Here is a 24,058-nt window from a genome sequence, read left to right on the forward strand (position 1 = left end):
CGCAGTGTCCGAAAGCGAAAACCCGGCAGTCCCCTCCCCCAAGCCGCAGCCCCATCGCCCCAGGACCGCCCTGGACTGGTGGCCGGATCAGCTGGACCTCCAAGTCCTGCACCAGCACTCCCCTATGGCCAACCCCATGCCACCCGACTTCGACTACCGGAAGGAGTTCGAGAACCTCGACGTCGACGCGCTCCGCCAGGACCTCATCGCGCTGATGACCGACTCCCAGGACTGGTGGCCCGCAGACTTCGGGCACTACGGCGGCCTCTTCATCCGCATGAGCTGGCACTCCGCGGGCACGTACCGCATCGCCGACGGCCGGGGCGGCGGAGGCAAGGGCGCGCAGCGCTTCGCTCCGCTGAACAGCTGGCCCGACAACGTCAGTCTCGACAAGGCGCGTCGGCTGCTGTGGCCTATCAAACAGAAGTACGGACGCAGCCTCTCGTGGGCCGACCTCATCGTCTTCGCCGGCAACTGCGCCTACGAGTCGATGGGATTCAAGACGTTCGGGTTCGCATTCGGCCGCGAAGACATCTGGGAAGCCGACGAGGTGTTCTGGGGCCCGGAGGACACCTGGCTGGGCGACGAACGTTACGCCGGCGAGCGCGAACTGCAGGGCCCGCTGGGCGCGGTTCAGATGGGTCTGATCTACGTCAATCCGGAAGGCCCCAACGGCAATCCGGAGATCCTCGCGTCGGGCCGCGACATCCGCGAGACGTTCGCCCGCATGGCGATGAACGACGTCGAGACCGCTGCGCTGATCGTCGGAGGCCATACGGTAGGTAAGACGCACGGTGCGGCGCCCGCCGACAATCTCGGTCCCGAACCGGAGGCGGCGCCGCTGGAACAGCAGGGCCTCGGCTGGAAGAACTCGTACGGCACGGGCAAGGGGCCCGACACGATCACCAGTGGCCTCGAGGTCACCTGGACACCTACTCCCACGAAGTGGGACAACACGTTCCTCGAAATGCTGTACGGGTTCGAGTGGGAGAAGACCAAGAGCCCCGCGGGTGCCTGGCAGTGGACGCCGAAGGACAACGCCGGGTCGGATATCGTGCCCGATGCGTTCGATTCGTCGAAGAAGCATGCACCGGGCATGCTCACGAGCGACCTCGCGCTGCGATACGACCCGATCTACGGCGAGATCACCCGGCGCTGGCTCGACCACCCCGAAGAACTCGAAGCGGAGTTCGCCAAGGCCTGGTACAAGCTGCTGCACCGCGACATGGGACCGCTCTCGCGGTACCTCGGGCCGTGGATCCCGGAGCCGCAGCTCTGGCAGGACCCGGTGCCCGACGTCGATCACGAGCTGATCGGCGACGACGAGATCGCGTCGCTCAAGAGCACGGTCCTCGACTCCGGGCTGACCATCCCGCAGTTGGTGGCCACCGCGTGGGCGTCGGCGGCAAGTTTCCGCGGCACCGATATGCGCGGCGGCGCGAACGGCGCACGTGTCCGCCTCGAGCCGCAGAAGAACTGGGAGACCAACGAACCTGCCCAGCTGAACGCGGTGTTGCCGGTGCTCGAACGCATCCGTGACGACTTCAACAGCTCGGCGACGGGAAACAAGAAGGTCTCGCTCGCGGACCTGATCGTGCTCGCGGGTAGTGCTGCGGTCGAGAAGGCAGCCAAGGCGGCCGGACACGACATCACGGTGCCGTTCGCTCCGGGCCGGACGGACGCGTCCCAGGAGATGACCGACGTCGAGTCGTTCTCGGTGCTCGAGCCGAAGAGCGACGGGTTTCGCAATTTCCTGCAGGGCGGGGAGAAGCTTCCTCCGGAAAAGCTGCTCCTCGAACGTGCGAATTTCCTGACACTGACCGCCCCCGAGATGACGGTGCTCGTCGGCGGGCTCCGTGCCCTCGGAACCAATCACGGCGGCAGCAACCACGGCGTGCTCACCGATCGGCCTCAGGTGCTCACCACCGACTTCTTCCGTAATCTGCTCGACATGGGCACGGAGTGGAAGGTGTCGGAGTCGTCGGAGGGGATTTACGAGGGCCGCGCGCGCGGAACCGACGAGGTCAAGTGGACGGCGACCGCCGTCGATCTGGTGTTCGGCGCGAACTCCCAACTGCGGGCGCTGTCCCAGGCGTACGCCACCGACGACGCGCAGCCGCAGTTCGTGCAGGACTTCGTGAAGGCGTGGACCAAGGTGATGAATCTCGATCGGTTCGATCTGGCCTGAGCCGTCCGGGAACGGTGCCGCCGGACGGCACCGCGACACCGAAGCCACCCGTCGCACTTCGGCGGGTGGCTTCGTCGTGTGGGGGCCGTGTGGCCGGTGCCGAGGCGAAGCGGCGCGGGGACCCGCCGCACCGGCGTACCCTTGTAGTGCCGTGAGGGTGACTTCGATCACGCCTCAGGTGATGGAGAACGTTTTCTTTGCGTCGGGGCAAAGACAGGGATACGCCGCCTGCGTCACGGCACCGGATTCTCCGGTCGCCGCGTCCGTTGCCGACGCGACGCCTGTCGTTGCGTATCCGGTCGTCGTGCGAGACCGTCCTGCGCGTTCGGCCCTGTCGAACCCGGGCTCGTGCCCGGCCGAGTACCTCCGCACGACATGTCTCCCGGAGGAGATCGTGATGCGCAGAAACATCCTCAGGGCTGCGGCATGCTCTGCCGCCCTGCTCATAAGCACTATCGGCGCCGGTGTGGCCGGTGCCCAAACAGACATCTCGACCGTCGGAATGTCCCAAGAACAGGCCGAAGCCACACTGTCCGAGGCCGGCGTCGAATACATCATCCTCAGCCGCGCGGGCAGCACCCTGCGGAACTGCAACGTGACCGAGCAGCGCGACCGCGGCTACGACACCGAAGTCGAATACTCGTGGGACGCCGACGACCAGGAATGGGACAAGACCGAGACGGAAGTCTGGCGCGGGGTCGCCTTGGTCGTATTCTGCGACTGACCCCCGACGCCGTCAGGCACCGAACACCCGCTCGACCACCGCCCTCGCACGACGGGTGACCCGCAGATAGTGGTCGAGATACTCCGAGGCGTCTTCGCCCTGCCACCCCGTCACTCTCGCGACCGCCGTGAGAAGCCTGCCGGGCCCGGGCAATTGGTCGGTGCGCTTGCCCCGGACCAACACCAGAGCGTTGCGCGCACTGGTGGCGGTGATCCACGCGTCGCGCAACAACTGAACGTCCGAGGCGCTGATCAACTCGGCCGCACCGATCGCGTCCAAGGTCTCGAGCGTCGATGTGTTGTGCAGCGCCTCGATGTGGTGCGCGTGCTGCAACTGGAGCAACTGCACGGTCCATTCGATGTCCGCCAGGCCGCCGCGTCCGAGTTTCGTATGGGTCGCGGGATCGGCTCCGCGGGGCAGACGCTCCGAATCGACGCGTGCCTTGATCCGGCGGATCTCGCGGACCGCCTCCTGGGACAGGCCGCCCTCCGGATACCGCACCCTGTCGATCATGCGCAGGAAGCGCGTGCCCAGTTCCAGGTCGCCGGCGACAGCATGCGCGCGCAGCAGCGCCTGTACCTCCCACACCTCTGCCCACTGGGTGTAGTAAGCCTCGTACGACGTAAGGGTGCGCACCAGCGGACCGCTACGTCCCTCCGGCCGCAGGTTCAGATCGACCTCGAGAGGCGGATCCGTGCTCGGCGCGCCGAGGAACTTCCGCACCTGTTCGGCGACGGTCGTCGCCCACTTCACGGCGTCGGTGTCGTCCGCATCGGCGTGCGGTTCGCAGACGAACAGCACGTCGGCGTCGGAGCCGTAGCCGAGTTCGGCGCCACCGAGACGACCCATCCCGATCACCGCGATCCGCGCGGGTGCCGGTCCACGTGCGCTTTCCGACGCCCGGATGACGGCGGTGAGTGCGGCTTCGAGCACGCCGGCCCACACCGTCGACAGTGCTTCGCACACCTGGGGCACGTCGAGCATCCCGAGGATGTCCGCACTCGCGATCCGGGCCAGTTCGGCGCGGCGCAACGAGCGGGCGGCGAGGATCGCCCGCGACGGATCGCCGTACCGCGACGACGACGCGACCAGTGCGCGGGCGACCTCCGCCGGTTTCGGTTCGAGCAACCGCGGGCCGGTCGGGCCGTCGGCGTACAACCGGAGCACCTCGGGCGACTTCACGAGCAGATCCGCGACGTACGCCGAGGACCCGAGCACCGTCATCAGGCGTTCGGCCACCGCCGGCTCGTCGCGCAGTACCCGCAGGAACCAGACGGTGTCGTACAGCGCGTCGGACAGACGGCGGTACGCGAGCAGGCCGGCGTCGGGATCGACGGTGTCGGCAAGATATTCGAGCAGTTGCGGTAGCAACATCGCCTGGATCCGCGCCTTGCGGGACGCGCCGCCCGACAGTGCGGTCAGGTGGTCGAGGGCATGCGCGGGTGCGCTGTAGCCGAGTGCGGCCAGTTGGCGGACGGCGGCGTCCGGCGAGAGCCGGACGGCTTCCTTGTCGAGCTTGCTCACCGATTCGAGCAGCGGCCGGTAGAACAGTTTCGCGTGCAGTTTCCGGACGCGCGACGAGTTGCGCTTGATCTCGGATTCGAGCACGCCGAGCGCATCCTTGCGACCGTCCGCGCGCATGTGCGACGCGCGGGCGAGCCAGCGCAGGGCCTCCCGGTCGTCGGCAGGCGGCAGCGTGTGGGTGCGCTTGAGCCGTTGCAGCTGAAGTCGGTGCTCGAGCAGCCGCAGGAATTCGTAGGAGGCGCGGAGGTTCGCCGCGTCGTCGCGGCCGATGTAACCGCCGTCGGCGAGCGCCCCGAGCGCCTCGACCGTGTTGGGGACTCGCAACGATTCGTCGACGCGACCGTGGACGAGTTGCAGCAACTGCACCGCGAACTCCACGTCCCGGATGCTCCCGCGGCCGAGTTTGAGTTCGCGTTCCTGCAACTCGGGGGGCACCAGTTCTTCGACGCGCCGGCGCATCGCCTGCACTTCCGGCACGAAGTCCTCACGCTCGGACGCCGTCCACACCATGGGGCTCAACGCCTCGATGTACCGGCGGCCCAGATCCAGGTCCCCCGCCATCGGCCGGGCCTTGAGCAGCGCCTGGAACTCCCAGGTCTTGGCCCACCGGTTGTAGTAGGCGATGTGGGACTCGAGGGTGCGCACGAGTTCTCCGCGCTTGCCCTCCGGGCGCAAGGCCGCGTCCACCTCGAAGAAGGCGGAGGTGCCGATGCGCATCATCTCGCCGGCGATCCGGCTCGCACGCGAATCGGCGGGCTCGGCGACGAAGACCACGTCGACGTCGCTGACGTAGTTCAGTTCCCGTGCGCCGCACTTGCCCATCGCGATCACCGCGAGGTGGATCGGGCAGGGCCCGTCCGGGATGACGGTCGATACCGCGACCGCGAGCGCCGCCGTGAGCGCCGCGTCCGCGAGGTCGGCGAGCAGCGCTCCCACATCGAGGTACGGCAGGACCGGCTCGTTCTCCACGGTGGCGGCCAGGTCGGCGGCCGCGATGATCATGAGCTGGTCGCGGTAGGCCGTCCGCAACGCCGCGACTGCGGCGGGACCGGTGACCTCGGCGCGGTAGAGCAACCGGCCGACGCTGCCTCCGGGCTCCGGATACGCGTCGACGCTGTCGAGCATGCGCGCGGTGAACGTGTGCTTGTCCGGCAGATCCAGCGAGCCTTCGAGCAACCGCCAGCTGTCCGGGTTGGCGACCACGTGGTCACCGAACGCGGACGACGCCCCGAACAGGCCCAACAGTCGTCCGCGCAACCCTTTGTCGACGCGCAGCGCCGCATCGAGTTCGGCCCAGCCCTCGTCGCCGAGACTGTCCGCGAGCCGAGCGAGCGTGCGCAGTGCAAGATCCGCGTTGGCGGCGCGGGACAACGCCCACAGCAGTTCGACGCTTTCCGCGTCGTTCCAGCCGAGCCGTTGGAGCTCTTCGGGCGCGGTCGGCTCGACGAGGCCGAGCCGACCGGGAGCCGGGACAGTGGAACGAGAAGTCGGCGGTTTCACCACCACATCATCCGCCATCGCCGAACGATTAGAGCCCCAGGTACTGCTCGAGCTCGAACGGCGTGACCTGGCTACGGTAGTTCTCCCATTCCCGCCACTTGTTGCGCAGGAAGTAGTCGAACACGTGTTCGCCGAGAGTTTCGGCAACCAACTCGGACTTCTCCATCTCGCGGAGCGCGATGTCGAGGTCGGTGGGCAGTTCGCGGTAACCCATCGCACGACGTTCCGCCGACGTCAGCGACCACACGTCGTCCTCGGACTCCGGCGGGAGTTCGTACCCCTTCTCGATGCCGCGCAACCCCGCCGCGAGCAACACTGCGAACGCGAGGTACGGGTTGCATGCCGAGTCCGGCGTGCGAATCTCGACGCGGCGCGACGACGCCTTGTTCGGCGTGTACATCGGCACACGGACGAGGGCCGAACGGTTCGACGGACCCCAGCTCGCTGCTGTCGGCGCCTCACCGCCGTGGACGAGCCGCTTGTAGGAGTTGACCCACTGGTTGGTGACGGCACTGATCTCGTTGGAGTGCTCGAGGACGCCGGCGATGAATGCCTTGCCGGTGGCCGAGAGCTGCAGCGGGTCGTCGGGGTCGTGGAATGCGTTGGTGTCGCCCTCGAACAGCGACATGTGGGTGTGCATGGCCGATCCCGCGTGGTCGCGGAAGGGCTTGGGCATGAAGGTCGCGCGCACGCCTTCCTGCATCGCGATCTCCTTGACCACGTAGCGGAAGGTCATGACGTTGTCCGCCATGGACAGTGCGTCTGCGTAGCGGAGGTCGATCTCCTGCTGGCCGGGAGCGGTCTCGTGGTGGCTGAACTCCACCGAGATCCCCATCGACTCGAGTGCGTCGATGGCGTGACGGCGGAAGTGCGGGGCGGACCGGTGGACGGACTGGTCGAAGTATCCACCCGTGTCGGCCGGAACCGGCAGAGCGCCTTCTTCGCCGTTCTCCACGAGGAAGAACTCGATCTCGGGGTGCACGTAACAGCTGAAACCGAGGTCGGACGCCTTGTTGAGCTGACGGCGCAGCACGTGCCGGGGATCAGCCCAGCTGGGTGTGCCGCCTGGCATGGTGATGTCGCAGAACATGCGCGCGGAGTACTGGTGGCCCCGGTCGTCGGTCCACGGCAGCACCTGGAAGGTCGTCGCATCGGGACGCGCGACCATGTCGGCTTCCGAGATGCGGGAGAACCCCTCGATGGCCGAGCCGTCGAAGCCGATGCCCTCTTCGAAGGCTCCCTCGAGCTCGGCCGGGGCGATCGCCACGGATTTCAAGGTGCCGACGACGTCGGTGAACCAAAGGCGAACGAACCGAATGTCGCGCTCTTCGAGGGTGCGGAGCACGAACTCCTTCTGGCGATCCATATCCGCGAGAGTAGGCATCGTCCGTTAATTCCGTGTTACATACACCGCTTCGTACCCATGGCGTGTCGCTCACATCTTGCCGGACTCAGCAGTGAGGGTCGGTTTCGGGGACCGCAAGATCGATGAAATAGCTGGTCACGGTGTCGTCGACGCATTTCTCGCCGTCGAGCACGACGGTGTGCTGGGTGCCCTCGAAAGTCACCAGCGCGCCGCCCAGATAGTCGGCCAGTTCGACGCCCGCGAGGTACGGGGTGGCCGGATCGGCTGTCGTGGACACCACCAGCACGGGAGCGAGGCCGGAAATCTCCACCTCGTCCGAGTCGCCGGTGGGCGGCACGGGCCAGAAAGCACACGCGTCGAGTGCGGCGGATCCGTTGCCGCGCCCGTCGTCGAGGAACGGCGCCGCCTCCCGGAACCGGGTGTCGATTTCGCCGGCGAGCGCCCGGTCGGTCACGGGCACGTCGTCGACGCACCGCACGGCGTCGAATGCGGCCGTGATGTTGCTGTAGGTGCCGTCGTCGCCGCGTCCCTCGTACAGATCCGCGAGGCGCAGCAGCGTGTCTCCCGTGCCGCTGCTCGCCAGCGAATCCAGTCCGCCGCGCAACGAGCCCCACAGGGCCGGCGAATACAGGCCCTGCTGGACCCCGGTGATGGCGTCGTTGTAGCTCAGGCCGCGCGGATCGGTCGTGGGGGCGGGTGTTTCGAGCAGTGGGCCGACGAGTGCACGGAACCGGGTTACCGCCTCGGACGGTTCGTCGCCGAGCGGACATCCGTCGTAGCCCGCGCAGTAGTTCGCGAACTCCTCGAACGCGCGCTGGAATCCCTCTGCTTGCAACAGCATCTCCTCGACCGGATCCTGATCCGGATCGATCGCCCCGTCGAGCACCATTGCGCGCACACGGTCGGGAAATGCCTCGGCGTACTCGCTACCGAGCCGGGTGCCGTACGAGAAGCCGAGGTAGTTCAGCCGGTCGTCGCCGAGAACCCCGCGCACGACGTCCATGTCGCGCACCACCTCGCGGGTGCCGACGTGCGCCAGGACGTCCACGCCTGTGCGTTCGGCGCACAGATCCGCGTACTCGCGGTTGAGTTTTTCGGCCTCTGCGATGCCGGCGGGGCTGGTGTCGCCCGGGTCGAGGGCGCGGTCTGCGTCGGTCTCCTCGTCCGTGCGGCACACGATCGAAGGTTCGGAAGCACCGATCCCTCGCGGGTCCATCCCGATGACGTCGAAGCGCTCGCCGAGTGGTGTTCCGTCCGCGGCGAGCGCGAGCGCCAACCCCGAGGCGCCGGGACCGCCGGGATTCGTCAGGAGCGATCCGATGCGCTCCCCACCGGCCCGTGAGCGCGACAAGGCGACCGAGACGGTTTCCCCGTCGGGATCGTCGTAGTCGAGCGGCACCGAGATCCGCGTGCACTCCACCCCGTTCCGGGCGAGGTTGGGGCCGTCGGTTCCGTATCCCGCGCACGACTCCCACCGCACGCTCTGGTGGTAGAACTCCTCGAGTTCCGCCGGCACCGCGACATCCGACGGCGGTTGCACCTCTGCCGGCGCCGAGCACCCCAGCACGGCGAAACCCGCAACGACTGCAACAGCGACCGGACGGAACAGACGCATACGGGAGGAGATCGACACCCGTCGATCGTCCCATGAGCCGATATATCGCCTGCGCTGTGACCAATCGCACCGCCAGCTGGTGTTCGGGCACCGGGCGACGGTGGCAGACTGAGACGGTCATCACCCAACCCGGGGACCCCTAGGGCCTCGAGGCAGAAAGGGACAGCGATGTCCGAGAACATGACGTCCGTGTACGGCGGATCCGCTCCCGCCGCCGATGCACCCAAGCGCAAGACCCGGGTCCAGCACCTCCACGCGATGAAGGCCGAAGGCCGCCGCTGGGCGGAACTGACTGCCTACGACTACTCCTCGGCCCGGATCTTCGAAGAAGCAGGGATTCCGGTCCTGCTTGTCGGTGACTCCGCCGCCAACGTGGTCTACGGCTACGACACCACCGTGCCGGTCACCATCGACGAACTGCTGCCCCTCGTCCGCGGGGTGGTGCGCGGCGCACCCCACGCGCTCGTGATCGCCGACCTGCCGTTCGGCTCCTACGAGGCGTCCCCCGAGCAGGCGCTCGCGACCTCCATCCGATTCATGAAGGAAGGTGGCGCGCACGCGGTCAAGCTCGAGGGCGGCGAACGCGTCGCCCCGCAGATCGCCGCGATCACCGCGGCCGGCATCCCGGTGCAGGCGCACATCGGGTTCACCCCTCAGTCGGTCAACACGCTCGGCGGTTTCCGGGTCCAGGGTCGCGGCGACGGTGCCGAGCAACTCATCGCCGACGCGATCGCAGTCCAGGAAGCCGGTGCGTTCTCCGTCGTGATGGAGATGGTGCCCGCTCAACTCGCCGCTCAGGTCACACAGAAACTGACCATCCCGACGGTCGGTATCGGCGCCGGAAGCGAATGCGACGCGCAGGTTCTCGTGTGGCAGGACATGGCCGGTTACACGAGCGGCAAGACCGCGAAGTTCGTCAAGAAGTTCGGGGCAGTGGGCGACGAACTGCGTCGCGCCGCAAGCCTGTACGCAGAAGAGGTGGCCGCGGGAACCTTCCCCGGCGCCGAGCATTCCTTCTGAGTTCCCGCAGATCACCGAGTTGAGACGCCCTTTCCCGCAGCGTGTGACGGGGAAGGGCTCCTCGCTGTGATGTTCGTCCCTCGCTGCGGGCGGGGCAGCCTCACCGCCACACGGGAATTCGGTGGCACACTCGACGGCGACCATGACCCCGACCCGCGAGGTGCACTACCTATGAACCGATTCCATCAGGTGCCGGCCGCGGCCGCCGTCGCGGCCGCGATGATCGGCGTCCTCGGGGCGTGCGCCCCGGCCCCCGAGTCCGGGCCGGCCGGTTCGAGCGCAGACCCGTCGTCGTCCGCCGAGGCGACCACCTCGGCGACGCGGTCTCCGCAGACCGGTGCCAACGTCACCGACGCCCAAGCCGAGGACCTGTGCACCCGCCTGGAAGCGCAACTGTCGCCGTGGCGCACCTACACCCCGTCGGTCGGGCGCGGCGGACTGAACATCCTCGTCGGCGAATGGGCCGGGGCAAACGGACTGGATCTTCTCGCCGTCGCGGGCGACCGCGCGCAGATCGACACGATCACGTCCGAACAGTGCCCCGAGGTGCGGGAAGAAGCGATCACCGCGCTCGAAATCCCCGATTTCGCATCCGGTCTCGTCGGTTTCTGATGGCCGAGCGTCGCGAACTGTATTCGCCGATCGAACCGTACGAGCAGGGCATGCTCGACGTCGGCGACGGACAGCAACTGTATTGGGAGGTCAGCGGCAACCCTGCGGGTAAGCCCGCGGTGTTCCTGCACGGCGGCCCCGGAGGCGGTGTGTCGCCTTCCCAGCGCCGGTTCTTCGACCCCGACGCTTACCGCATCGTGCTGTTCGATCAGCGCGGTTGCGGGCGGTCGCGACCGCACGTCGCCGACGGAGCCGACCTGTCGGTCAACACCACCGACCATCTGATCGCGGACATCGAACGGTTACGCACCCACCTGGGCGTGGAGCGCTGGCTGGTGTTCGGAGGATCGTGGGGTTCGACGCTCGCGCTCGCCTACAGCCAGCGACACCCCGACCGCGTCACCGAACTGGTGTTGCGCGGAATCTTCCTGCTACGGCGCAGCGAGATCGACTGGTACTACAACGGCGGTGCGGGAGAGGTCTTCCCCGATCTGTGGGAGGGATTCACCGCACCACTCGCCGCGGCGGAACCCGGGGAGCATCCCGTCGACACCTATCACCGTCTGCTGCACTCCCCCGACCCGGACGTGGCACTGGACGCCGCGATCGCATGGTCGACGTGGGAAGGCGCCACGAGCACGCTGCTACCCCATCCCGACCGCGTCGCCGAAACCTCCGAACCCCGGTTCGCCCTCGCGTTCGCGCGGATCGAGAACCATTACTTCTACCACCGTGGTTTTCTCGAGGACGGTCGGATTCTGCGCGACGCGCATCTGCTGCACCGCATTCCCGGGGTGATCGTGCAGGGCCGCTACGACGTAGTGTGTCCGGCGCGCAGCGCATGGGATCTGCATCGGGCCTGGCCACAGTCCGATCTGCGCATCGTCGACGATGCCGGTCACGCGGCAACCGAACCCGGTATCACCCATGAACTCCTGGAGGCCACGGACCGGTTCCGGTAGTCCGCCGCCGGTTCAGGCGGGCAACCGCCCGAAACCGACCACGGCGCCGTCGCCCTCCCAATCGAGGGTGTGGACGCGAATCTTACCGAACTCGTTGCCGCCCACGGTGGTTGCGGTGCTGCCCTCCACCGCGATCACGATGTTGGTGTGTTCACGCTGCCCGAAACCCAGTGAGCTGTGGTAGAGCACCACGTCGCCGACGGCGGGGCGGTAGCCCGATCCGGAGGGTTCGAAGCGGCCGGTCTGCTCGTAGTACTCCCCGAGCGTGTACACCCCCGGGATACGCCAGTGACCGGAATGCGGATTAGCCAGGGGCACACCGGCTTCCCGCATGATCCAGCTGACGAAGTCCGCACACCACGGCTCCCGGACGCCCTCGGAGTAGAACGTCCCGGGCCGTTGCGCGTCGTGCTGATCCTCGAGCAACTCGACGATCTGCACCTGCGTCGGTGACAGCGCCGACGTGTCCACGTCCGGGAACGATGCACTGTCCCAGGGGAACAACCTGTTGGGGGCACTCCACCACACGGTCGCGGCAACAAGAGCCACGGCGACCACCACGACCGCCGTGATCGCCGCGAGCGGTCGGCGCCCGACGGTCCGTTCAGGGTTCACAGGCGAACTGCACTCTCCGGGACGCCGGGTCGGCGAGTACCAGGCGGACCGTGACGCGCTGTCCCTCCGCGGGTGTGCCGGTGCATTGCGCGATCACCGTCTCCGACGGGATGAAGATCTCGGCGTCGCGTCGCTCGGTGGCGTCCTTCAGGACCGTGGCGTCGAAGGTCTCCCCCACCCGCGACGACAGCACGACCGCTTCGGCGAGGTCGATGCACGCGCGCCCGACCTTGCCGGCGAGCGAATCGGACGAGGACATGATCTTCGGCAGCAGACCCAGGGTGTCGCGCACATCGCCGGGCAACTCGGTACCCGAGGACACCGCAAGGCACACCTCGGTGGCGTAGCGGTCGGACAGCCGGCGCAGCGGCGCGGTGACATGCGCGTAGGCGGCGCCGATCGCGCCGTGCACCGTCAGTTCCGGCAGTTCCCCGTCGAATGCGACGTAGGACGCGCCGCGCAGCAGCGTCGGCGCCTCGCTCATGAGAACGAGCGTGGTGGGCAGATTCGCGTCGAGACCGGCGAGGAAGGCGCCCACCGACATGCCGCCCGGCCACTCGACGCCCAGCGAACAGGCGGTTCGGCGGAGAGAGGCGACAGCGTCGGGATCGGCGGGCGGCAACGTGCGCAGCAGCCCGGTCTTCGCGTCGATCATGATGCGCGCCGCGCACATTCCGGTCAGCAACGACACATGCGAATTCCAGTCGTCGGCCTCGGTGCGCGGTTCGATGTCGAGTCGCCAGCCGTCACCGTCTTCGACCACGTCCTGCTCGGGGAGTCTCAGTTCGATCGCGCCCCGTGCCCGCGCCGCGACTTCGCGCAACCGCCCGAACTCGGGTAGCGCCGCGATCGACGGATGGAGGGTGCCCGCATCGGCATCGCGCTGCACACCGGCATAGTCGAGTCGCGCCACCGAGCGGACGCGGGCCCGCGACACGGAGATTGCGACGGGCTCTGCGTACTCGTCCATCTCGATGCGCCACAACACGGCCGGTCGCACCGCGCCCGGGAGCAGACTGGCCGCGTTCTCCGACAACACCCGCGGGTGCAGCGGCACCGACCCGTCGGGAAGGTAGAAGGTCTGCGCGCGGCGGTGCGTCTCGAGATCCAGCGCACCGCCGGGTTCGACGACCGCGTACACGTCGGCGATCGCGTAGTGGAGCACGAATCCGGTGTCCGTGCGCTCGAGGTGGAGTGCCTGGTCGAGGTCCATCGAACCGGGTGGATCGATCGTCACCACGGGCAGATCTGTGCGATCGTCGCGCTCCGAAGCGAATCTGTCGGTCGCCGTCCGGGCCTCTGCGAGCGCCTCGTCGGGGAATTCGTCGACGAGGCCGAACTCGGCGCGGACACCGGTGAAATCGATCTCCGGTGCGACGACGATGGGTGTGGTCACCAAAGCGGCGGGGCTCCTCGTCGCGCGATCACTTGTTCCATTCGTCGTCCGCGTCGTCGGCTGCCTTGTTGCGGGCGGCAGCGATGTCGAGGGCCCGCATGGCGGTCTCCCGGTCGGGGTACGGACCCATGCGGTTGAGGGCGCTGGGATCTTTGCCCTGGGTCACCTTGCCGGTCTTCACATCGAAATACCAACCGTCGTCACTCATGGCCCCAGTGTGCCCGAACAGCGGCGCGATACCCGGTATATCGGGCGCGGTTTCGGCGAAACTCGGCTACCGGCGCAGCTGGTAGCGTCGGCCGGACCACAAGATCGTCACCGACCGAAGGAGATCACACGTGTCGTACATCCTTTTCGATGCACTGCTGCCCTATGTAGGCCCCGAGTCCGCCTCGTACTGGGCCCACCTGCTGGTCGTCGGACCGCTCTGAGCGACTCCCGGCGGCGGCGATGCCGTCGACCGACCGGGGCGGGCACGCGCGTCGGCGGGGTGGGACAGGGATGCAGGGCGGACGAGTCGGCCTGTAAGCCGGATCCTGTCCCCCGCCGAAACGGGGTGGCGACCATCCATCTGGGCACACCGTCGCCGGGTACCTCGAGCGGTTCACCCGCAGGCTCGGGCGAGCAGCCCTCGAACACCTGCGCAGACGCACCGCAAAGCGATGCGACCTTCAACCTTGCTCCGGGCGGGGTTTACCTAGCCACCCCGGTCACCCGGGGTGCTGGTGCGCTCTTACCGCACCGTTTCACCCTTACCTGCCCGTGAGGGCAGGCGGTCTGTTTTCTGTGGCACTGTCCCGCGAGTCACCTCGGGTTGCCGTTAACAACCGCCCTGCTCTGTGGAGTCCGGACTTTCCTCGACGCAGGGCCTGGCACCGTCCGGTGCCGGTTCCCTGTTCCGCGGTCGCCCGGCCAACTCGTCCGCCCGGACAGCGTAGCGCCTCCACCGGCGCCGATCGCACAGACCCCGTCCCGTCGAACGCATCCGGACCGCCACCGATCCCCCGCCCGGCCTGCACCGGGAGCGTTACGGTGAGCCCATGACTCGGTATGTCGCCCTGCTGCGGGGAATCAACGTCGGCGGGATCCGGATCAAGATGGCCGATCTCGCGGAGTTGTTCTCCGCGGCCGGACATCGCGACGTCCGCACCGTACTCGCGTCGGGCAATGTGCTGTTCGACTCCGACGACGATGCCTCGTCGCTGAAACCCGCACTCGAACGCGCGCTGACCGATCGCTTCGGGTACGACGCCTACACCTTCGTCGTCGAGCAATCCCGGGTGGCGGACATCGTGGCGGCCTACCCCTTCGGAGACCGCGAGGATCGGCACTCCTATGTGGTGTTCGTGTCCGACCCCGATGTTCTCGACGCCCTGGCTGCGGATGCGAACGGTCTCGACGGTGACGTCGAGTGCGCCGCACCGGGTGCGGGTGTCCTCTACTGGCAGGTCGAGAAGGGGAACACTCTCGACAGCGCGCTCGGGAAGAAGACCGGGTCCGGTCGGTACAAGGCGGTCACCACCGCTCGAAATCTGAAAACACTCCGCAAGTTGCTGTGACTTGTCACCACAAGTAAGCAAATCCTCGGACGTCCTCGTAAGTGCAGTTAGCCTCCCCGGGGCCGCAGTCGCGGCACATGAATCCGGACTCGAAGGACACACATGCGGATTGCCGCACGACTGCTTGCCGCAGCAGCTCTAGCAGGACTCTCCCTCGGCGCGACGACCACCGCAGCAGCCCAGCCGGCGGTGCCCGGCCCCGCCGCACAGTCGGACGACTTCTACGCCACGCCCGACCTGAGTTCCGGTTCTCCGGGAGAGGTACTGCGCACTGCCCCGTCGGTCGCCGCAATCATCCCCGGCACCCCCGCCGTGCTCGACGCCTCGGTCACCCGCGTGATGTATCGCAGCACCAGCGCCACCGACAAGCCTGTCGCCGTCGTCGGCACCGTGATGGTCCCGTCACTGCCGTGGGCCGGCGACGGCCCCCGGCCCACCGTCGTGGTCGGGCCCGGCACTCAGGGCATGGGCGATCAGTGTGCCCCGTCCAAGCTCATGACCTTCGGCCAGGAGTACGAGCACCTCCAGATCGGTCCGCTCCTCGCGCGCGGCTACGCGGTCGCGGTCACCGACTACGAAGGGCTCGGCACCGCCGGAGTCCACCCCTATCTCAACCGTGCCTCCCAGGGGCACGCGATGCTCGACCTCGCCCGCGCTACCCGGTCGCTGGGAACTCTCGGCGTGGATCAGGACAGCCCGATCGCCTTCTGGGGTTATTCGCAGGGCGGTATGGCAGCGGCCTCCGCAGCCGAACTCGCCTCGACCTACGCCCCGGAACTGCCGGTCGCCGGTGCGGTCGCGGGATCACCGCCCGCGTCCCTCAACGATCTCGCGGTCGCAGGCGACGGTTCGTTCTTGTCGGGAGGCATCGGCTGGGTCGTCAACGGGTTCATTTCCGCGTACCCGCAACACGCCGACGACATGCTGACGGTGTTCAATCCCGCGGGCCTCGATATTCTCGGCCGGGCCGAGAATGCGTGCGTGTTCGACGCACCGCTGCTCGACCCGTTCTCCTCGACCACCCGGTACACCGTCGACGGCCGGCCGATCGTCGAGCATCTCTCGGAGGAGCCGTGGGCCTCGCTCGTGGCCGAACAGGAACTCGGCAACCGGACCCCGTCCGTTCCGGTGTTCGTGGCGCAGGCCACCGGGGACGACTTCGTTCTCGTGGGCGGCGTCGACACGATGGTCGCCAAATGGTGTGCGTCGGGAGCGAATGTCACCTACCAGCGGTACGACGTGGCGCCGGCACTGACCAAGACCGGTTTCGGCCACGTGGTCGGGCTTTTCCCGGCTCTGGTGGAGGGCATCGACTGGCTCGATCAGCGGTTTGCCGGGACGCCCGCCGGGTCGAACTGCACCCCGTAAAGAAATGTTCGAACAAATGCTCGGGTGATCGGTAACACCCCACCGATCCCAGCGATACATGATGTGAGTGGCCACGCAGGCACCCCCCGACATGCCTGCGCGGCCACTCCTTTCGTCGATTATCCCGGGCACCGGGACGTCATCTGTTACAGATGCGAGGTGTCGTTGACCAGTCGCACCGAGGACCCGCCGTCCGGGTAGAACTCTGCGATGCTGAGCGACGCCAGATCGAGATGCAGGCGGTAGAGCAGGGACGGACCCGAATCCAGCGCCATGCGCAGGAACGTTTTGATCGGGGTGACGTGCGTGACGACCAGTACGGTCGCACCCCCGAACTCGGCCACAAGATCGTCCCGCACGCCAAGGATGCGTGCGTGCACCTCGTCGAAGCTCTCCCCGCCGGGGGGTCGCACCGAGGTGTCGCCGAGCCACGCGCGATGGATTTCCGGATCACGCTCGGCTGCTTCACCGAAGGTGAGGCCCTCCCACTGCCCGAAATCGGTCTCGATCAGACCGCTGTGCACCGTCACGGGCAGATCCAACGCATCGGCCGCTGCGGTCGCGGTTTCCCGTGCGCGCCCGAGCGGCGACGACACCACGGCGGCGACGCCGCCTCGCGCTCCGATCCGGCGGGCGGCGGCGGTGGCCTGTTCCCGGCCGAGTTCGGTGAGCGGCGGATTGCCCCGGCCGGAGTATCGACGTTCCACCGAAAGGGGCGTCTGGCCGTGCCGCAGCAGCAGGAGCCGTGTCGGCGAACCGGTGGCCCCGGTCCAGCCCGGCGCGGTGGGTGCCGGACTCGCTGCGACCGGCGACGACGACTGCACGGGAGCGGGCGCCTCCTCGCCGGAGACGAGCGCTTCGGCGGCAGCGTCCATAGCCACATTCGCAAGACGATCGGCATACGCGTTCTCGGCACGCGGAATCCACGTGTACTCGACCCGGCGGAACTTCGCCGCCACCTCCCGCGCAGCCGCAGCGAGCGGAATCATGTCCGCGTGCTTGATCTTCCAGCGACCCGACATCTGCTCCACGACGAGCTTGGAATCCATGCGGACGTCCACCTCGTCGGCTCCGAGCTCAGCGGCGGCGGTCAACCCAGCAAGCAGTCCCCGGTATTCGGCGACGTTGTTGGTAGCCCGCCCGATGCTCGCGTGCCGCTCGGCGAGAACGGTCCGGTGGTCGGCGTCGAACACCACCGCCCCGTAGCCGGCCGGACCCGGGTTTCCTCTCGAGCCGCCGTCGGCTTCGACGACGACCCGGGTCACAGTCCGGATTCCTTGGTACGCACCAAGATCGAGTTGCACTCCGGGCATCGCACGAGCGAATCGGCGGGTGCAGACGCGATCCGGGCGATCTCACCGCGGTCGAGTTCGAGGCGGCACGCCCCGCAGCGGCGTCCCTGCAGCAACGCCGCGCCGATCCCGGTCTGCTCACGCTGCTTCTCGTACAGCGCCACGAGATCCTCGGGCAGCGCCGCGATCAGTGCCGCACGGTCGCTGCGGCACCGCTGCTCGGCCACATCGATGTCGGCGAGCGCTTCGTCACGAGCGCGGGTCGCGTCGGCAAGCTGGTCGTCGATCTGCGAGACCTGCGCCCCGGCGTGATCGTGGTCGCCTTTCGACGCCTCGCGGCGTTCCATCACCTCGAGCAGGTCGTCCTCGAGCGCGCCCTGGCGTCGTTCGAGGCTTCCCAGTTCGTGCTGCAGTTCCGTGAGCTGCTTCGATCCGACCGACCCGCTCTCGAGCATCGTCCGATCACGCTGGGCGCGCATGCGCACCGCTTCGATCTCACCCTCGAGCTTGCGGATGTCGCGATCGAGGTCGTCCAGGATGATCTCGACAGCCACGGCCGCATCCTTGCGCGCATTGCGGTCGGACTGGAGCCGGTCCACCGTCTGCTGCTCGGGCAGCGTACGACGGCGGTGCGCATGGCGATTCAGCTCCGCGTCCACGGAAGCGAGAGACAGAAGCTTGGCCTGCACTGCGGATTCGACGTTCACTCGGGTGGTTCCTGCTTTCGGTGGGGCATCGATGGGCCGGGGTGGACGGGCTGCCCCGGAGACGGGTCGTAGCTGATTACGGTACCGCGCGCACCGCCGCGGTCGTCCAGGGATCGGTTCGCAGCCCGCTCACTCGAGTCTGCCAGCCGTCGCGATCCGAGAATGCCGCGTCGAGAACGTCGCGTGCCTGGGCACACCACGGATACTCGCTCGCCCAGTGCGCGACGTCGACGAGCGCCGGACCACCCGCGCGCAGGTGCTCGTCGGCCGGATGGTGCCGCAGGTCGGCGGTCACGTAGGCGTCGACCCCGGCCGCGGCGACCCTATCCAGGAACGAGTCGCCCGATCCACCGCACACCGCGACCGTCCGGATCGGCCGTTCCGGGTCTCCCGCAGCGCGCACTCCCCAGACGGTCGCGGGCAGGGCCGCGGCCACCCGCTCGGCGAATTCGGTCAGGGTCACCGTCTCGGGCAGCTCGCCGATTCGTCCGAGCCCGCGAGCACTCGGCAGTTCGGCGAGTTCGAGCACATCGAACGCCGGTTCCTCGTAGGGATGCGCCGTGCGCAGCGCGGCGAGCACCCGAGTGCGGGAACGCCGCGGCGCGATCACCTCGATACGGGCTTCCTCGACGCGCTCGAGTTCGCCGAGAATGCCGACGGCGGGCTCGGCTGCGCCGACGGGACGGAACTGACCGGTGCCCGACGTGGTCCAGGAGCACTCCGTGTAGTTGCCCAGCGCGCCCGCACCGGCATCGAACAATGCCTGCCGGACGGTATCGGCGGCGTCCACCGGCACCATCACCACCCATTTGTCGGTGGCAGGTTCGGGTTTCGCCTCGAGCGGCCGCAGGCCGGTCAGCCCCAGTGCGTCGGCCAGGGCGTCGGACACGCCGGGATTCGCACGATCGGCATTGGTGTGCGCGGTGAACAACGCGCAACCACCACGGATGAGCCGGTGGATCAGCGCGCCCTTCGGGGTGTGCGCACCGACCGTGTCCACGCCGCGCAACAGCAGCGGATGGTGCACGAGCAGCAACTGCGCACCCCACTCGAGTGCCTCGTCGACGACCGCCGCGGTCGGATCGACGGCCAGGAGCACTTTGCGGACCGGGTCTGAGGGGTCGCCGGCCACCAATCCGACGGAATCCCATCCTTCGGCGAGCGACGGTGGGTATGCCGTGTCGAGTACGTCGATCACCTCACGCAGCGACGGCGCAGTCACGTGTCCTCCTGGGTTGTGGCGGCTGTGCCGACGACCCTACGCGGCACGGTTCCGCCGAACCGGGGACAATGGATGCGTGACCATTCTTGTCGAACCACAGCCACTGCTCCTGCCCGCCCCGGTTGTCCTGTTCGACCTCGATGGAACGCTCACCGACTCCGCGACGGGCGTGATCAGAGGTTTCCTCCATGCGGCCGACACCGTCGGCTTCGCCCCTCCCACGGGCAACCTGCACCGACTGCTGGGTCCTCCGATGCGCGACAGCCTGCTCGAACTCGGGCTCCACGAGGAACAGATCGCCGCGGGTATCGCGGCATACCGGGAGTACTACTCGGAGACCGGCTGGGCCGAGAACGCGGTGTTCGAGGGCGTCGAACCCCTGCTCGAGGCGGTGCGCAGCGCCGGTAGCCGGCTCGCCGTGGCCACCTCGAAATCGCAGACCTTCGCCGAGCGAATCCTCGAGCACTTCGGACTCGCGCCCTACTTCGAGTTCATCGGTGGGGCGAGCGACGACGGAACACGCCGCTCGAAGTCCGACGTCGTCGCGCACAGCCTCGAAGCCCTCGGTATCCGGCCCGTCGAGGCGGGGACGACGGGGGTGGTGATGGTCGGCGACCGCGAGCACGACATCCACGGCGCGGGCCGCTGGGGCATACCGGCGATCTTCGTCGAATGGGGTTACGGCGACGACACCGAGGCACGGGCCGCAGCGCGCATCGCGACCAGCGTCGACGAACTCCGCGAGGTGCTCACGGGTGAACGCTGACGACGTGCTCCACGTGACATTTGTGTGCACCGGCAACATCTGCCGGTCTCCGATGGCCGAGAAGATCTTCGCCGAGCACGTGCGCCGCGAAGGACTCGCCGACCGCGTGCGGGTGACCAGCGCGGGAACCCACGGTTGGCATGTCGGCTCCGAGGCGGACCCCCGCACGAATGCGGTGCTCCAGCGGCACGGGTATCCGACCGGGCACGTCGCGGCGGAACTCGGGCCGTCGCATCTTTCGGCGGATCTCGTGGTGGCGATGACCACCGACCACGATCGGACGCTGGCGCACCTCGGTGTGCCGGCGGAACGACGAGTACTGCTGCGCTCTCTGGATCCGGACGCCGACGGCGATTCGGTGCCTGATCCGTACTACGGCGGACTCCCCGAGTTCGAGCTTGTCCGGGACCAGATCGAGGCGGCAATTCCCGGCCTGCTCGACTGGGTGCGGCAACAGTGAGACCCAACTCACCGTCTACCGTGGACACGTGCGCCGATTGACGTTTCTCCTCCGTCCGAGCTGGCTTGTCCTGGCTGTGGTGGTCGGCGGCTTCGCCTATGCGTGTTTCACCGTCCTCGCCCCCTGGCAGCTGGGCAAGAACACGAGCACGGGGGAACGCAACGATCGTCTCGCCGCGTCCATGTCCGAGGACCCGGTGCCCGTGAGCGACATGCTTACCGGTACCGGCCCGACCGTCGACGACGAGTGGCGACGGGTCGTCGCACAAGGTTCCTATCTTCCTGATTCCGACGTGCTCGTGCGCCTGCGCAACATCGACGGCCGTCCCGCCTACGAGGTGCTCACTCCCTTCGAGTTCGAGAACGGCCGGATGATTCTCGTCAACCGCGGATTCGTGCGTCCGGTGCAGGGCACCGCGGTGCCCGAGGTCCCGGCCGCGCCGGCCGGGGAGGTCACTCTCCAAGCCCGGATCCGGATGTCGGAGGGAACTGCCGAGGGCAAGGACCCGTTCACCGATGCGGGCTACCAGCAGGTCTACTTCATCGACGCCCCGCAGGTCGCTCAGGTCACCGGACTCCCGCTCGAGGACGTGTACCTGCAACTCGACGACGGTCAGCCCGGCGGGCTCGGCACCATCCCTCTGCCTCAGCTCGATGCGGGCCCCTACCTCTCATACGGTCTCCAGTGGCTCGCGTTCGGCATCATGGCGCCGCTCGGGCTCGGTTACTTCGCATGGGCGGAGATCCGCGAGCGCCGGAAGGCCAAGGCCCGGCCGGACTCCGACGCGCAGGAAACCCAGGAGGCGGACAGCGATGTGCCCGCCGACCGCGTCTCCGCCGACGCTGAGCCAGCACCGGCCGACGCGGTGCCCGCTGCTCCTGCGGCGCCGCCGTCTCGCGAGGACAAGCTGGCCGACCGTTACGGACGGTCCCGGTGACAGGCTGGGCCGACCGCACGTCTGCCGACCGCACTTCCGCCGACCGACCTTTCGAGGAGCCCTGATGTACGCCACGGTCGACGACTACCTGGCGGACAAGGACCCGGCCGCAGTCGAGGCGTTCCTGCGATTCCGCACGATGGTTCTCGACCTCGGTGACGACATCGAGGAGCGCGTCCACGCGTCGGAGATCTCGTGGTCCCGCGGCCGGATATTCGCTGCCGCATTCGTATACGCCTCCAAGCTCGAAGTAGCCCTGGATCTTCCACGGCGGGTACACCACGCGGCTCTCCGTGAGGCGTTCCCGACCGGCCCGATCACCACCCACCGTTTGAGCCTCGCGGACACCGCCGGGTTCGACGACCATCTGGCCGAACTCCTGCGCGAGGCCTACGAAACGGCTGCGGAGCCCCGCCCGTAGCCGAACCGTCCGTTCTCCGGAGACACACAACCGCCCCCTCACACGAGGGGGCGGTTGCCTTTTATGCCCGGATCTGGATTAAGGTAGCCTTACCGCACTAAGGATTGCCTTACCTCGGGTAGTGCGGCCCTGCACTCCCTTCAGCAGAATGTGAACTCAGTTGACGCGCACACTCCGGCGTTCTCACGCCCTGCCCCTCGTTCTTGCGCCGGCACTTCTCGTTGCAGCATGCGGCGGGTCGAGCACGGCGGCAGAGTCGGCTCCGGGACCGTCCTCGGCCCGATCGCTCACCATCGCCGCCTCCGAGGACTCCGGGCCCCTCAACATCTTCGCCGGCCAGACGGACCAGATGACCGAGCTGATCTACGACAAGCTTCTGTCGCCGTCCCCCTACGTCGCCGACCCCCAGCCGTGGCTGGCCACCGACGTCCGCCAGGTCGACGCGACCACCTGGGAGGTCGACCTCCGCGACGACGTCACCTGGCACGACGGTGAGGCGTTCACGGCAGACGATGTCGTCTTCAGCTTCCACTACATGCACGCTGCCCCCACCGGCCGTTACACCCACCACGTCAACGACACGCCGTCCATCTCCACGGTCGACGCCGTGGACGAGGACTCGGTTCGCTTCGTGTGCGACTACGCGTGCCCCGAACTCGGCCCCGTCACCCTCGCGGACCTGCCGATCATCCCCGAGCACGTGTGGTCGAAGGTCGACCCGTCCAAGGCCAAGGAAATGTCCGACCTTCCGGTCGGCACCGGCCCGTTCGTGCTCGTCGACTACAGCCCCACCAGCGGCTACCGCTTCGAGGCGTACGCGGACTACTTCGCCGGAACCCCGACGGTGGACGAGCTCGTCATGCCCGTCATCGCGGACACGGCTGCGGCGTTCACCGCACTGAGCTCCGGCCAGATCGACGCCACCGACCGCGCGCTCACACCCGAACTCGTGGATCGCTTCACTGCCTCCAACGACATCGGCGTGATCACCGTCGCGCCGCTGAGCTACCCGGAACTCAAACTGAACTTCACCCGGGAACCGTTCGCACAGTCCGACTTCCGCGCGGCCCTGAACCTCGCGGTCGATCGCGACCAGTTGCTCGACGTCGTCGGACTCCGTCAGGGCCGTCCCGGCACACAGGGCTACGTCCATCCGGACGCGCCGTTCGCCGACCCCGGCGCCTCGACCCCCTACGACGCCGAGCAGGCCACGGCACTGCTCGACCGCCTCGGCTGGACCGACCGTGACGGCGACGGCACCCGGGAGAATCCCGCCGGCGAACCGGCGACCTTCACCTTGGCCGTCAACGGTGGCAACGCGCCGCAGGTCCGCACCGCCGAACTGCTCGTCGAGGACTTCGCCGAGATCGGCATCGCCGTCACCGTCAGCCCGCTCGACTCCGGATCGTTCTCCGACGCGTCGTCCAAGAAGACCTTCGACATGATGGTCACCACGAACAGCCCGCACGCCGTGGCCGATTCGACGCAGTTCATCATGTCGCACCGCTCCGGCAACCTGTGGAAGCACCCGGACCTCGCCTACCCGGAGTTCGACGCCCTGTACGACGCGTGGAAGGCCACCGAGACCAACGACGCGCGCATCGCCGCCATGCAGGACATGCAGAAGCTGTTCAACCGCCAGCCGACCGCCATCGCCCTGTACTACCCGGACGAGTACTGGGCCTTCCGCGCCGACACGTTCGGTGGATGGATCGTAACCCCGGGTTACGGCATCGTCCACAAGTGGTCGTTCCTGCCGGCGGACGTCGTCGAGGCGGCCAACGCACAAGCACCCCAGGACTGA

General features: G+C 67.9%; 21 protein-coding genes and 1 other RNA gene. 12 read left to right on the forward strand and 10 right to left on the reverse strand.

The window, feature by feature from the left end:
- Positions 1-4 precede the first annotated feature (4 nt).
- Both katG and AC0B44_RS17950 read left to right on the forward strand, forming a co-directional pair.
- Complete coding sequence (gene katG / locus AC0B44_RS17945) at positions 5-2,188, forward strand: catalase/peroxidase HPI (RefSeq protein WP_378529092.1); 2,184 nt, start codon at positions 5-7, stop codon at positions 2,186-2,188.
- 151 nt (positions 2,189-2,339) lie between these two features.
- Positions 2,340-2,912, forward strand: a complete 573-nt coding sequence (locus tag AC0B44_RS17950; protein WP_471904174.1) for a hypothetical protein — start codon at positions 2,340-2,342, stop codon at positions 2,910-2,912.
- 12 nt (positions 2,913-2,924) lie between these two features.
- Here AC0B44_RS17950 and AC0B44_RS17955 read toward each other — a convergent pair whose 3' ends face one another.
- The 3 genes from AC0B44_RS17955 to AC0B44_RS17965 form a co-directional block, all read right to left on the reverse strand.
- Entirely contained in the window at positions 2,925-5,939 is a 3,015-nt protein-coding gene (locus tag AC0B44_RS17955; RefSeq protein WP_471904235.1) for a bifunctional [glutamine synthetase] adenylyltransferase/[glutamine synthetase]-adenylyl-L-tyrosine phosphorylase, read from the reverse strand.
- Positions 5,940-5,964: 25 nt separating this feature from the next.
- Positions 5,965-7,302, reverse strand: a complete 1,338-nt coding sequence (locus tag AC0B44_RS17960; protein WP_471904175.1) for a glutamine synthetase family protein — start codon at positions 7,300-7,302, stop codon at positions 5,965-5,967.
- 85 nt (positions 7,303-7,387) lie between these two features.
- Positions 7,388-8,917, reverse strand: a complete 1,530-nt coding sequence (locus tag AC0B44_RS17965; protein ID WP_471904236.1) for an alpha/beta hydrolase — start codon at positions 8,915-8,917, stop codon at positions 7,388-7,390.
- A gap of 168 nt (positions 8,918-9,085) precedes the next feature.
- Between AC0B44_RS17965 and panB the strand changes: the two genes are divergently transcribed.
- From panB to pip, 3 genes are all read left to right on the forward strand, one after another.
- Positions 9,086-9,937, forward strand: a complete 852-nt coding sequence (gene panB, locus AC0B44_RS17970; RefSeq protein ID WP_471904176.1) for a 3-methyl-2-oxobutanoate hydroxymethyltransferase — start codon at positions 9,086-9,088, stop codon at positions 9,935-9,937.
- Between the two features lie 171 nt (positions 9,938-10,108).
- Positions 10,109-10,549, forward strand: coding sequence for a hypothetical protein (locus AC0B44_RS17975; protein WP_471904177.1), 441 nt, complete (start codon positions 10,109-10,111; stop codon positions 10,547-10,549).
- Complete coding sequence (gene pip, locus AC0B44_RS17980) at positions 10,549-11,511, forward strand: prolyl aminopeptidase (protein ID WP_471904178.1); 963 nt, start codon at positions 10,549-10,551, stop codon at positions 11,509-11,511. Before AC0B44_RS17975 ends, pip begins: the two co-directional genes overlap by 1 nt.
- A 12-nt stretch (positions 11,512-11,523) precedes the next feature.
- Here the strand turns inward: pip and AC0B44_RS17985 are convergent, their stop codons facing one another.
- From AC0B44_RS17985 to rnpB, 4 genes are all read right to left on the reverse strand, one after another.
- Positions 11,524-12,126 carry a CHAP domain-containing protein gene (locus AC0B44_RS17985; protein WP_434025259.1) on the reverse strand — a complete coding sequence of 201 codons (603 nt, stop codon included), beginning with the start codon at positions 12,124-12,126 and terminating at the stop codon, positions 11,524-11,526.
- On the reverse strand, positions 12,116-13,525 hold the full coding sequence (locus AC0B44_RS17990) for an RNB domain-containing ribonuclease (RefSeq protein WP_169620230.1): 1,410 nt from the start codon (positions 13,523-13,525) through the stop codon (positions 12,116-12,118). Before AC0B44_RS17990 ends, AC0B44_RS17985 begins: the two co-directional genes overlap by 11 nt.
- A gap of 25 nt (positions 13,526-13,550) precedes the next feature.
- Positions 13,551-13,730, reverse strand: a complete 180-nt coding sequence (locus tag AC0B44_RS17995; RefSeq protein ID WP_169620231.1) for a hypothetical protein — start codon at positions 13,728-13,730, stop codon at positions 13,551-13,553.
- A 301-nt stretch (positions 13,731-14,031) separates the two neighbouring features.
- An RNA gene (rnpB, locus tag AC0B44_RS18000) (RNase P RNA component class A) lies at positions 14,032-14,442 on the reverse strand.
- A 120-nt stretch (positions 14,443-14,562) separates the two neighbouring features.
- Here rnpB and AC0B44_RS18005 point away from each other — a divergent pair.
- Together AC0B44_RS18005 and AC0B44_RS18010 are read left to right on the forward strand one after the other, a co-directional pair.
- Complete coding sequence (locus AC0B44_RS18005; RefSeq protein ID WP_471904179.1) at positions 14,563-15,081, forward strand: DUF1697 domain-containing protein; 519 nt, start codon at positions 14,563-14,565, stop codon at positions 15,079-15,081.
- 102 nt (positions 15,082-15,183) lie between these two features.
- Complete coding sequence (locus AC0B44_RS18010; protein WP_471904180.1) at positions 15,184-16,449, forward strand: lipase family protein; 1,266 nt, start codon at positions 15,184-15,186, stop codon at positions 16,447-16,449.
- Between the two features lie 146 nt (positions 16,450-16,595).
- Here the strand turns inward: AC0B44_RS18010 and AC0B44_RS18015 are convergent, their stop codons facing one another.
- From AC0B44_RS18015 to AC0B44_RS18025, 3 genes are all read right to left on the reverse strand, one after another.
- Positions 16,596-17,762 carry a bifunctional RNase H/acid phosphatase gene (locus tag AC0B44_RS18015; protein WP_471904181.1) on the reverse strand — a complete coding sequence of 389 codons (1,167 nt, stop codon included), beginning with the start codon at positions 17,760-17,762 and terminating at the stop codon, positions 16,596-16,598.
- Positions 17,711-18,448, reverse strand: coding sequence for a zinc ribbon domain-containing protein (locus AC0B44_RS18020; protein ID WP_471904182.1), 738 nt, complete (start codon positions 18,446-18,448; stop codon positions 17,711-17,713). The genes AC0B44_RS18015 and AC0B44_RS18020 overlap by 52 nt, the downstream gene beginning before the upstream one ends.
- A 76-nt stretch (positions 18,449-18,524) precedes the next feature.
- Positions 18,525-19,670: a Nif3-like dinuclear metal center hexameric protein gene (locus tag AC0B44_RS18025; protein WP_471904183.1), complete on the reverse strand. Its 1,146-nt coding sequence runs from the start codon at positions 19,668-19,670 to the stop codon at positions 18,525-18,527.
- 76 nt (positions 19,671-19,746) lie between these two features.
- Between AC0B44_RS18025 and AC0B44_RS18030 the strand changes: the two genes are divergently transcribed.
- The 5 genes from AC0B44_RS18030 (at position 19,747) to AC0B44_RS18050 (ending at position 24,058) form a co-directional block, all read left to right on the forward strand.
- Positions 19,747-20,436 carry an HAD-IA family hydrolase gene (locus AC0B44_RS18030; protein ID WP_471904184.1) on the forward strand — a complete coding sequence of 230 codons (690 nt, stop codon included), beginning with the start codon at positions 19,747-19,749 and terminating at the stop codon, positions 20,434-20,436.
- Positions 20,426-20,896, forward strand: a complete 471-nt coding sequence (locus tag AC0B44_RS18035; protein ID WP_471904185.1) for a low molecular weight protein-tyrosine-phosphatase — start codon at positions 20,426-20,428, stop codon at positions 20,894-20,896. Before AC0B44_RS18030 ends, AC0B44_RS18035 begins: the two co-directional genes overlap by 11 nt.
- A gap of 28 nt (positions 20,897-20,924) precedes the next feature.
- Positions 20,925-21,833: an SURF1 family cytochrome oxidase biogenesis protein gene (locus AC0B44_RS18040; protein ID WP_471904186.1), complete on the forward strand. Its 909-nt coding sequence runs from the start codon at positions 20,925-20,927 to the stop codon at positions 21,831-21,833.
- A gap of 64 nt (positions 21,834-21,897) precedes the next feature.
- Complete coding sequence (locus AC0B44_RS18045; RefSeq protein ID WP_471904187.1) at positions 21,898-22,254, forward strand: DUF5655 domain-containing protein; 357 nt, start codon at positions 21,898-21,900, stop codon at positions 22,252-22,254.
- A gap of 160 nt (positions 22,255-22,414) precedes the next feature.
- The gene (locus AC0B44_RS18050; RefSeq protein ID WP_471904188.1) at positions 22,415-24,058 is read left to right on the forward strand and encodes an ABC transporter substrate-binding protein; all 1,644 of its coding nucleotides are present in this window, start codon (positions 22,415-22,417) and stop codon (positions 24,056-24,058) included.

This window comes from Rhodococcus sp. NPDC019050, from assembly GCF_055664235.1.

Bases quoted from the DNA above. Each gene is read 5' to 3' on its own strand.
- AC0B44_RS18045 (WP_471904187.1), top strand. From the start codon at position 21,898: ATGTACGCCACGGTCGACGACTACCTGGCGGACAAGGACCCGGCCGCA.
- pip (WP_471904178.1), top strand. From the start codon at position 10,549: ATGGCCGAGCGTCGCGAACTGTATTCGCCGATCGAACCGTACGAGCAG.
- panB (WP_471904176.1), top strand. From the start codon at position 9,086: ATGTCCGAGAACATGACGTCCGTGTACGGCGGATCCGCTCCCGCCGCC.
- AC0B44_RS17975 (WP_471904177.1), top strand. From the start codon at position 10,109: ATGAACCGATTCCATCAGGTGCCGGCCGCGGCCGCCGTCGCGGCCGCG.
- AC0B44_RS18010 (WP_471904180.1), top strand. From the start codon at position 15,184: ATGCGGATTGCCGCACGACTGCTTGCCGCAGCAGCTCTAGCAGGACTC.
- AC0B44_RS18015 (WP_471904181.1), bottom strand. From the start codon at position 17,762: ATGCCCGGAGTGCAACTCGATCTTGGTGCGTACCAAGGAATCCGGACT.
- AC0B44_RS17960 (WP_471904175.1), bottom strand. From the start codon at position 7,302: ATGGATCGCCAGAAGGAGTTCGTGCTCCGCACCCTCGAAGAGCGCGAC.
- AC0B44_RS17995 (WP_169620231.1), bottom strand. From the start codon at position 13,730: ATGAGTGACGACGGTTGGTATTTCGATGTGAAGACCGGCAAGGTGACC.
- AC0B44_RS18005 (WP_471904179.1), top strand. From the start codon at position 14,563: ATGACTCGGTATGTCGCCCTGCTGCGGGGAATCAACGTCGGCGGGATC.
- AC0B44_RS17965 (WP_471904236.1), bottom strand. From the start codon at position 8,917: ATGCGTCTGTTCCGTCCGGTCGCTGTTGCAGTCGTTGCGGGTTTCGCC.